This window comes from Microcystis sp. LE18-22.4A (assembly GCF_027531105.1).
GTDB lineage: Bacteria > Cyanobacteriota > Cyanobacteriia > Cyanobacteriales > Microcystaceae > Microcystis > Microcystis aeruginosa.
This window is the reverse complement of record NZ_JAPZRB010000282.1, coordinates 1-8,820: the sequence shown is the minus strand read 5'-3', so window position 1 is coordinate 8,820 and position 8,820 is coordinate 1. Positions and strand designations below refer to the sequence as shown.

Genomic DNA, 8,820 nt, shown 5'->3' with positions numbered 1-8,820 from the left:
GGTTTTTGGCTAGGCGCACGATGTTTCAATCCCTAATAGGGTTTAAGATTAATTGGAACCTTTGTGCTGCAAGGCGAACCAGACTGTTACAAGTCGTTTCAATCCCTAATAGGGTTTAAGATTAATTGGAACTTAACAGCTTAATGGGACGCGCCCGGATTAGGGAAAAGTTTCAATCCCTAATAGGGTTTAAGATTAATTGGAACAAATTTATCAAAGTAGTTCCAGAAGCCAATAAGCCGTTTCAATCCCTAATAGGGTTTAAGATTAATTGGAACTTGGCGGCGGGTGGGGTGGTGGGGTGGGTGGTCGGGTTTCAATCCCTAATAGGGTTTAAGATTAATTGGAACAAGTAATCTAATCTATAGCAAAGAGCGGGGTGGTTAGGTTTCAATCCCTAATAGGGTTTAAGATTAATTGGAACGATCATCGGGGCGCGCCCTACGGGCCGGGCTCCGGTTTCAATCCCTAATAGGGTTTAAGATTAATTGGAACCTTTTATCTAAGCTCTTATCTAAATCATTATCTAGTTTCAATCCCTAATAGGGTTTAAGATTAATTGGAACAAAATGCGAAAAATTACCTATTTTTAGAATTTCCGTTTCAATCCCTAATAGGGTTTAAGATTAATTGGAACAATTGATGAAAATATCTAACTTCTGTCCGGGGCTGTTTCAATCCCTAATAGGGTTTAAGATTAATTGGAACCTTCACCAATACCCGTAGCACCGGCTCCGATTAAGTGTTTCAATCCCTAATAGGGTTTAAGATTAATTGGAACAACTTATGTCAGCATAAATACTCCACTTATTAGCGTTTCAATCCCTAATAGGGTTTAAGATTAATTGGAACCATTATATCTTGAGTTGCAGTCTGGTGTTTCGTTATGTTTCAATCCCTAATAGGGTTTAAGATTAATTGGAACCTTGGATGATATACTTTCTTGGAGAAATTCCAAGCGTTTCAATCCCTAATAGGGTTTAAGATTAATTGGAACCTTGTTTGCTGCAATCCATTCCTAGCCTAGAGTGAGGTTTCAATCCCTAATAGGGTTTAAGATTAATTGGAACCCGACGTACCGATTCGATTTAGAAAAAATTAACCGTTTCAATCCCTAATAGGGTTTAAGATTAATTGGAACACGCCGTGGCCGAAGGAGTCATTGATGGTGTCACAGTTTCAATCCCTAATAGGGTTTAAGATTAATTGGAACATTATAATCCTAATGCCATAGAGATTATCTCAATTGGTTTCAATCCCTAATAGGGTTTAAGATTAATTGGAACTATCCCATAAGGTTTTAGCGCATTTTGAAGGTTCGTTTCAATCCCTAATAGGGTTTAAGATTAATTGGAACAATCTAATCAGCAGCCCAATGAGTCTCTCTCCCTGTTTCAATCCCTAATAGGGTTTAAGATTAATTGGAACCAGAGCGGCTTACAACGGTGACAACGCTTGACGTTTCAATCCCTAATAGGGTTTAAGATTAATTGGAACGGTAATCCCTCTCGCTAAAGGATGGATCGTACCGTTTCAATCCCTAATAGGGTTTAAGATTAATTGGAACGGATGAGTCTTCAATGGATGAGTCTGACAACGGTGTTTCAATCCCTAATAGGGTTTAAGATTAATTGGAACGAGATGTGATGATCAGCCAATAATTAATAAAATTCAGTTTCAATCCCTAATAGGGTTTAAGATTAATTGGAACAATGATAAATCATTTTTGATGGACACGACGCTTGATTTGTTTCAATCCCTAATAGGGTTTAAGATTAATTGGAACGTGATGGTAATTTTTCCATCACCCGCGTCCTGTATCTGGGGCTGTTTCAATCCCTAATAGGGTTTAAGATTAATTGGAACTAGCGATCGCTGATCGAGAAGCTTAATACTTTTGTTTCAATCCCTAATAGGGTTTAAGATTAATTGGAACCTGGACTTAATTTAAGATTAGCAAAGATTTCTGGTTTTGTCGTTTCAATCCCTAATAGGGTTTAAGATTAATTGGAACATTCATTGAATAGCCAGTTGCTATTCTATGAATAGTTTCAATCCCTAATAGGGTTTAAGATTAATTGGAACGGTGGATCAAGTGTATTGAGGTAACGCGAGGGGAGGACGTTTCAATCCCTAATAGGGTTTAAGATTAATTGGAACTAAAGAGTCTGTGGACAGATAAGTAAACAGGGGGTTGTTTCAATCCCTAATAGGGTTTAAGATTAATTGGAACTAGAAGTTTCCCGGTTTTTTCGATCGCGCGCCGGTTTCAATCCCTAATAGGGTTTAAGATTAATTGGAACGTGATAGGTTTTTGCGGTGAAGTGATCTAGTTCAGTTTCAATCCCTAATAGGGTTTAAGATTAATTGGAACGGTGAAGTATTCTCCCCCTAATGTTTTAAAAAAGGTTGTTTCAATCCCTAATAGGGTTTAAGATTAATTGGAACCTTGAATTGCTTTTCAGTTCGAGGAGGCAATTGGATGTTTCAATCCCTAATAGGGTTTAAGATTAATTGGAACTTTTCGATCTCCTCCCGGCACTCCTCCCGGGCCGAGTTTCAATCCCTAATAGGGTTTAAGATTAATTGGAACAATTATGGTTAATTGTATTTTTAAAGGTCCCAAAGGAGTTTCAATCCCTAATAGGGTTTAAGATTAATTGGAACTATAATTTAAACTATATAGGTAGGAACGGTAGGAACAAGTTTCAATCCCTAATAGGGTTTAAGATTAATTGGAACGCGAAAAAATCACCCTGCGAGAGTAGGGAAGGGAAGTTTCAATCCCTAATAGGGTTTAAGATTAATTGGAACCCGTGATAAGTTTTGGCAGTCATGCTATCCAATTCCGTTTCAATCCCTAATAGGGTTTAAGATTAATTGGAACTCGGTGAAATATTGCCCCCCTAATATTTTAAAAAATGTTGTTTCAATCCCTAATAGGGTTTAAGATTAATTGGAACTCGGTGAAATATTGCCCCCCTAATATTTTAAAAAATGTTGTTTCAATCCCTAATAGGGTTTAAGATTAATTGGAACGAGGGGGATTTAGTCGCAAGCAGGTGCGTCGTGGCGAAAGTTTCAATCCCTAATAGGGTTTAAGATTAATTGGAACCTCTTGGGTAGCTAGTTTTATCTCTTGGTGGATTGTTTCAATCCCTAATAGGGTTTAAGATTAATTGGAACGCGATAGGTTTTACCAGTCATTTGACTTAGTTCTTGTTTCAATCCCTAATAGGGTTTAAGATTAATTGGAACACGGAAATAATTAAAGCAAATTTTCCTATTTGCCTGTTTCAATCCCTAATAGGGTTTAAGATTAATTGGAACGGGAAATGTGCGTTTAAGTACGCGAGTCGAAAAAGTTTCAATCCCTAATAGGGTTTAAGATTAATTGGAACCCAGATCCTGGGCCTATTGTCAGTTTATTTATCAGTTTCAATCCCTAATAGGGTTTAAGATTAATTGGAACACAGCCCTTCCCCCTCTGCCTAGGATTGGCTTCCGTGTAGTGTTTCAATCCCTAATAGGGTTTAAGATTAATTGGAACGTTGTAAGCCGCTCTGGGACTGGATTCTGTCCGACGTTTCAATCCCTAATAGGGTTTAAGATTAATTGGAACCCGGTGGCATCTTTCAGGAAAGCGGAGGGATTGATCGACCCGTTTCAATCCCTAATAGGGTTTAAGATTAATTGGAACCTTTACCATCCTCAAACTGCCAATTAACAACGGAGTTTCAATCCCTAATAGGGTTTAAGATTAATTGGAACGATTACTAGAATCATTTTCAATCCTTACAGGACGTTTCAATCCCTAATAGGGTTTAAGATTAATTGGAACTCGATCTGCTCCTCTATCGCCTTCGATAATTGATTGGTTTCAATCCCTAATAGGGTTTAAGATTAATTGGAACTATTGTTCGCTTGCCAATCACGCTCGTTCTCATACGTTTCAATCCCTAATAGGGTTTAAGATTAATTGGAACATCGTTGCCAGCGACTCTTTAAAAGGTACTGGATGTTTCAATCCCTAATAGGGTTTAAGATTAATTGGAACACTGCTAAAATAAAAGGCAATTGAAATTGACACCATGTTTCAATCCCTAATAGGGTTTAAGATTAATTGGAACCTTTTGACCTTTTTGCATCAATAATGATGGATTTAGCAGATGAGTTTCAATCCCTAATAGGGTTTAAGATTAATTGGAACCCAGGTAAGAAGTGCTGAGTTATCAGCATTAACTTTTGTTTCAATCCCTAATAGGGTTTAAGATTAATTGGAACGCTCATATTTACGATGACTGCTGGGAAAATGTAGGTTTCAATCCCTAATAGGGTTTAAGATTAATTGGAACTTTATACAATCCTGCCTATAGTTAAAGAAATAGCAGGTTTCAATCCCTAATAGGGTTTAAGATTAATTGGAACAAGTATGAAGCTAAGCATCGTTACGATGATAATCGCCGTTTCAATCCCTAATAGGGTTTAAGATTAATTGGAACTCGCGAAACAGCATCGCTAACTTAAATGCCTAATAATTTGTTTCAATCCCTAATAGGGTTTAAGATTAATTGGAACTTGCTTCAAAATATTTTTTTGAGGATCTATCTTGTTTCAATCCCTAATAGGGTTTAAGATTAATTGGAACGGAACTCCCCTTCCCAAAGCTTCCATTGTTGCCACCACTCAGGTTTCAATCCCTAATAGGGTTTAAGATTAATTGGAACAGAGAAGGAAGGGAGCCACAAAATTAAAATACTTGTTTCAATCCCTAATAGGGTTTAAGATTAATTGGAACACCAAGCGATCGACTCCATCCGCACAGCCAACCGAGTTTCAATCCCTAATAGGGTTTAAGATTAATTGGAACAATCCACACCAGCCCAAGCAGGGGGAAACGCAGGTTTCAATCCCTAATAGGGTTTAAGATTAATTGGAACCGCCCAGTGGTAAAAGCCGTACGCTATGGGGTTTTCAAGGTTCGTATGCGCCGCACCCGCAATAAACCCATTGTACAGCAAGTGACCCAGTTCTTCAAGACCCCGCAAAACCTTACGGGATAAGGTGCGCCCCGCATTGGAAAGGAAAATCATCTCGAATCTATATTCCATAAGCTTTTCAGCCACCAGATAATAGTTAAGAATTTTTACAGCTACCCGGAAGCGCAACCGAGCTAAACAAAAAAAATCGTATTATCCCGGGGTAACTCACCACCGATACGTTCCACTTTACCCCGACAACAGGCGCAGAGAAAATAAAAGCGGATGCTATCGGTATCGGGTTTGATCAACTTACTCAAGCGCCCGCGCAGCTTAGCGTACTGGGTATCGGTTAGATCGCACTCAAAAACACTATACTGCACCCGTTGGCCGTAGGACTTTAACGTATTGTGAATTTTGGTTCGTCGCTTATCATCGGAAATATCGTAACTGACAACAAAATACATGATCGCCTCTACCTACTTTAAAATCAAAGGTGGATACTTATCCGTCTCGTCCATGAGATATTTCGCCATTAGTCGGGCCTGAATCTCGAAAGCTTCTTGATAAGTACACTGTTTACCCATTACCGGATGCTTAAACTTCGATTGTTTCTTCTGTTCGTACAAGCGCAGGAAAATCTGTAAACCTTCTCTCGTCAAGGAAACCGCACCACTTAAGGGTTCGGTGGTGAAATGTTCGGGGGTAAGATAGGGATGATTGATCCCATTGAGAACCACGGCATCAACGACGATCGCTCTAAATTCCTCCATCAGATCCAGTGCCAGCGAGGGGCGACCGTAGCGTTGATAGTGAAGATAACCGAGATAGGGGTCAAAACCGACCAAATTGATCGCACTCTGCACGTCATGGCGCAATAACGCATAACCCAGACTCAAAAGAGAATTGACCGGATCTCGCGGGGGGCGACGGTTACGCGAGGTAAAGGTAAAAGTATCGCCGAGAATTAGGGAATCAAAACAACTGAAATAGGCTGCGCTTCCCGCTCCCTCTAACCCCCGGAGAGAATCGATCGCCGAGGTTGTTTCGATCGAGCCGATCGCTGCTTCCAAACAAGCGATCGCCGTTTGTAAATCCAACTCTTTTCGATCTCGTTGACGACGGAGTAGAATGTTGCGGTAATTCTTCAGCTTGCCGCGGACGAATCCCCGCACTAATTGAATGGCTTTCGGAGAATCGCCGGCGGCCTGCCATTGCGCTCGACGAACGAAAATATTTTTGGTCATCTCCGGTTCCAATCTACCGAGATAGCGTCCGGTGGATGTGACGAAACTGAGCGGAATATGACGTTCCAACAATTCGATCACCAATGCGGGAGAAACTGAACCCCGTCCGAAAATCACCACTCCTTCCACGTTCAATAGAGGTACATCGAGTATCGTTTCCTTGGATGCTTTGACCGTTAAACGCTCGTCATTTTTGCCGAGAAATGCGTCTTCTCTTGTCACATATACCGTTCCCATATTTTTTATTCTTCCTCTCGATATCGTTGGACTTTTTCGGTTAATCGGGGCAAACAGCGATCGAACAAACTGCATCCCTTGCAGCGGGGTGAATAGACCGCCGGGGGCATTTTTCCCGTCTGGATCAGGGTTTCAACTGCTCGGATCGTAGCGATCGCCCGTTGCCGTAGAGCAAGATCGATCGCCACCGGTTGACGCTGGTGAGAACTGGCATAGTAGATATAGCCAGTATCTAGCCTTTTTCCCGTCATTTCTTCCAAACACAGAGCTTGAGCGCACACCTGCAACTCGTCGTTATCCCATTCGCCTTTACTGCCCCGTTTGTATTCCACGGGGATAAATTCACCGTCGTGGGACTCGATCAGATCGGCTTTACCGATGAGACGGTAATTGTCTGATTTAAGCCAGATCGCCCGAATTTGCCATATTTCCTCGCGGTTTGCCGCCCCGACGGTGTGAACTCGCTCGTGTAAATTTGTTCCCTCGATCGTATAGCTATTATCGAGAAATTCCCCGGCGACGAACATTCTCCAACAACGGTGGGGACAGTAGGCGTAATGGTTGAGAGCGGCGATCGGTATGTAGTCGGATTCATCCATAGCTATCTTTTCTCCTTAGCAATTCTGCGAGTCATCCCCATTCCCATGGTGGTTTTCCGTCCCACTCCCGCATAGAGGGCAAAATCCGCTAGTACATTAATCGCTTTAATCTTTGCGGGTTCCACCTCTCCCAAAAGACGATAGTGAATCTCGCCCACACAACCGATCGAATGGTTTTTATAGGCTTCGTCGGCTAATTTCGTTTGAATATCGAAGAAACTGGGAAAAATCGAGTCTAGGGCGATGGAATCGAAGGGGATAGCGCTATAGCGATTCCAACGATTGAGAAGGCTATTAAACACCAGTTCCCGCGTCGGTAAGGCACTATCGAATTTTCCCTGCCGGAAGGTGACGGGGGTAGCGAAAAGGAAATCAAATTCCCGATTCGTTTCCGAGGCGTTTTCATACAGGTATTGATAAGTACAAGAGTTCGCCCAGGGTTGAACCGATTGCGGGGTGGCGAGGACGCTAGTGATAACCAGATCGGCGGAACCGAGATGCCAGGGGTGTTTTGGATTGAGATTCAACCAGAGCGAGGTTAATTTACCGAATAATCGGTCATCGAGCAGAGAAATCCGCCACCAGCAGGGAGTTTCGGGGGCGATTGGCCGTTCGTATCGCCACTGCGGGGAATTTATCGTTTTTCCCCCGGATTGCATCTGTAGTGGCGATAAGGTAAAAGCTTTATCTGCCTCGGCTGCGTGTAGAATTTTCCCTAATTCCTGATCAACACTACTGACAAGGGTAAGGAATAGCGCGTGAAGGTGTCGTCCGGTGAGAAAATTCGGATAGATCGGCGATCGGGGTGTGAGATTGAGAACGAGACTGTAGGGCATTAACTTAATCGGGCCTTGGCAAAAATTTGTCTGGGGGTTAGGGTTAAATCGGGGAGGAGAATATCGCTCATCTCGTCATCGCCTTTTTTAATCGCCGGGGGTGCGTCGGGATAGAAAATTGTGATCTGCTTGGCCCGGGGATCGACGATCCAGACGCGACTGACTCCCGCTTTTAGGTAGTCCACGGCTTTTTCGCTCAGGCTGCTGAAGGATTGTTCAGGAGAAATAATTTCGATGACTAATTCCGGGGGAACGGGACAAGCTTCATCGGTGAGGGTAATATCTCCTAACCTTTCCGGGGAAATGTAGAGAAGATCGGGAACCGGACACCAATCTCGACCGTTTTTGCTGAGAATGATCGCCCATTCGATTCCCACTTCTCCCCGTCCTTGATTCCAGCGATCGAGTACGAGAAATAAAGCACCAGTTAAACGAGAATGAAAGAATTTCGGTGACATTTTCTGGATAGCTTCTCCATCGACTAATTCATAGGTAATATCGCCCTCGGGATCGGTTAGCGAGAGAAATTCCGGTAAAGTGAGGGGTTTAGAAGAGATAAGAGTCATAGTCAATTTTCAACCGAAGTGATAGGACAATCGAACGGGAATTTTCAGATCGGAGCGATCGCTTATTTGGTAATATTCCCCGCGCATTCGTACATTACGGATTAAACTAACGGGAGGCATATTGATCACGTCGTAGCCAATCACCGGATGGGTAAACATAACATCGAGAGGATTTAAAGGATAGGGATAGATAAATAGGGCTTGCTGAATAAATGTGAAATGTAGGCAAAGTAAGGGTTTTGGGGCTTTACGAGCGAAACAGGTGCAAGATTTTGAGAGAATCGTCGTTCAAAACCTTGCGTCTTCATCGGCCCGCGTCCTGTAGGGGCGAAGCATTCGGGCAATAACCTATCGGT

At 42.4% G+C, this 8,820-nt stretch carries 6 protein-coding genes, 1 pseudogene and 1 CRISPR repeat array; all 7 genes and pseudogenes read right to left on the bottom strand.

What is annotated here, in order from left to right; translation table 11 throughout:
* Positions 1-22: 22 nt before the first annotated feature.
* Positions 23-4,940: direct repeats of the CRISPR family, unit length 37 nt; unit sequence GTTTCAATCCCTAATAGGGTTTAAGATTAATTGGAAC.
* 233 nt (positions 4,941-5,173) lie between these two features.
* Entirely contained in the window at positions 5,174-5,446 is a 273-nt protein-coding gene (cas2, locus tag O9295_RS13120; protein ID WP_002742874.1) for a CRISPR-associated endonuclease Cas2, read from the bottom strand.
* A 12-nt stretch (positions 5,447-5,458) separates the two neighbouring features.
* Positions 5,459-6,463 (bottom strand): type I-D CRISPR-associated endonuclease Cas1d, encoded by a 1,005-nt coding sequence (gene cas1d, locus O9295_RS13115; RefSeq protein WP_288033242.1) that lies wholly within the window; start codon positions 6,461-6,463, stop codon positions 5,459-5,461.
* Positions 6,464-6,468: 5 nt separating this feature from the next.
* Entirely contained in the window at positions 6,469-7,062 is a 594-nt protein-coding gene (cas4, locus tag O9295_RS13110) for a CRISPR-associated protein Cas4 (protein ID WP_194032529.1), read from the bottom strand.
* 2 nt (positions 7,063-7,064) lie between these two features.
* Positions 7,065-7,898, bottom strand: a complete 834-nt coding sequence (gene cas6 / locus O9295_RS13105) for a CRISPR-associated endoribonuclease Cas6 (protein WP_288033240.1) — start codon at positions 7,896-7,898, stop codon at positions 7,065-7,067.
* Positions 7,898-8,464 carry a Uma2 family endonuclease gene (locus O9295_RS13100; RefSeq protein WP_288033239.1) on the bottom strand — a complete coding sequence of 189 codons (567 nt, stop codon included), beginning with the start codon at positions 8,462-8,464 and terminating at the stop codon, positions 7,898-7,900. Before O9295_RS13100 ends, cas6 begins: the two co-directional genes overlap by 1 nt.
* Positions 8,465-8,473: 9 nt before the next feature.
* Positions 8,474-8,665, bottom strand: a pseudogene (cas5d, locus tag O9295_RS13095) (type I-D CRISPR-associated protein Cas5/Csc1); the annotation flags it as partial.
* Positions 8,638-8,820, bottom strand: a 183-nt coding sequence (locus O9295_RS13090; protein WP_288033237.1) for a hypothetical protein, incomplete at its 5' end; no start/stop codon positions are given. The pseudogene cas5d and the gene O9295_RS13090, both read right to left, overlap by 28 nt.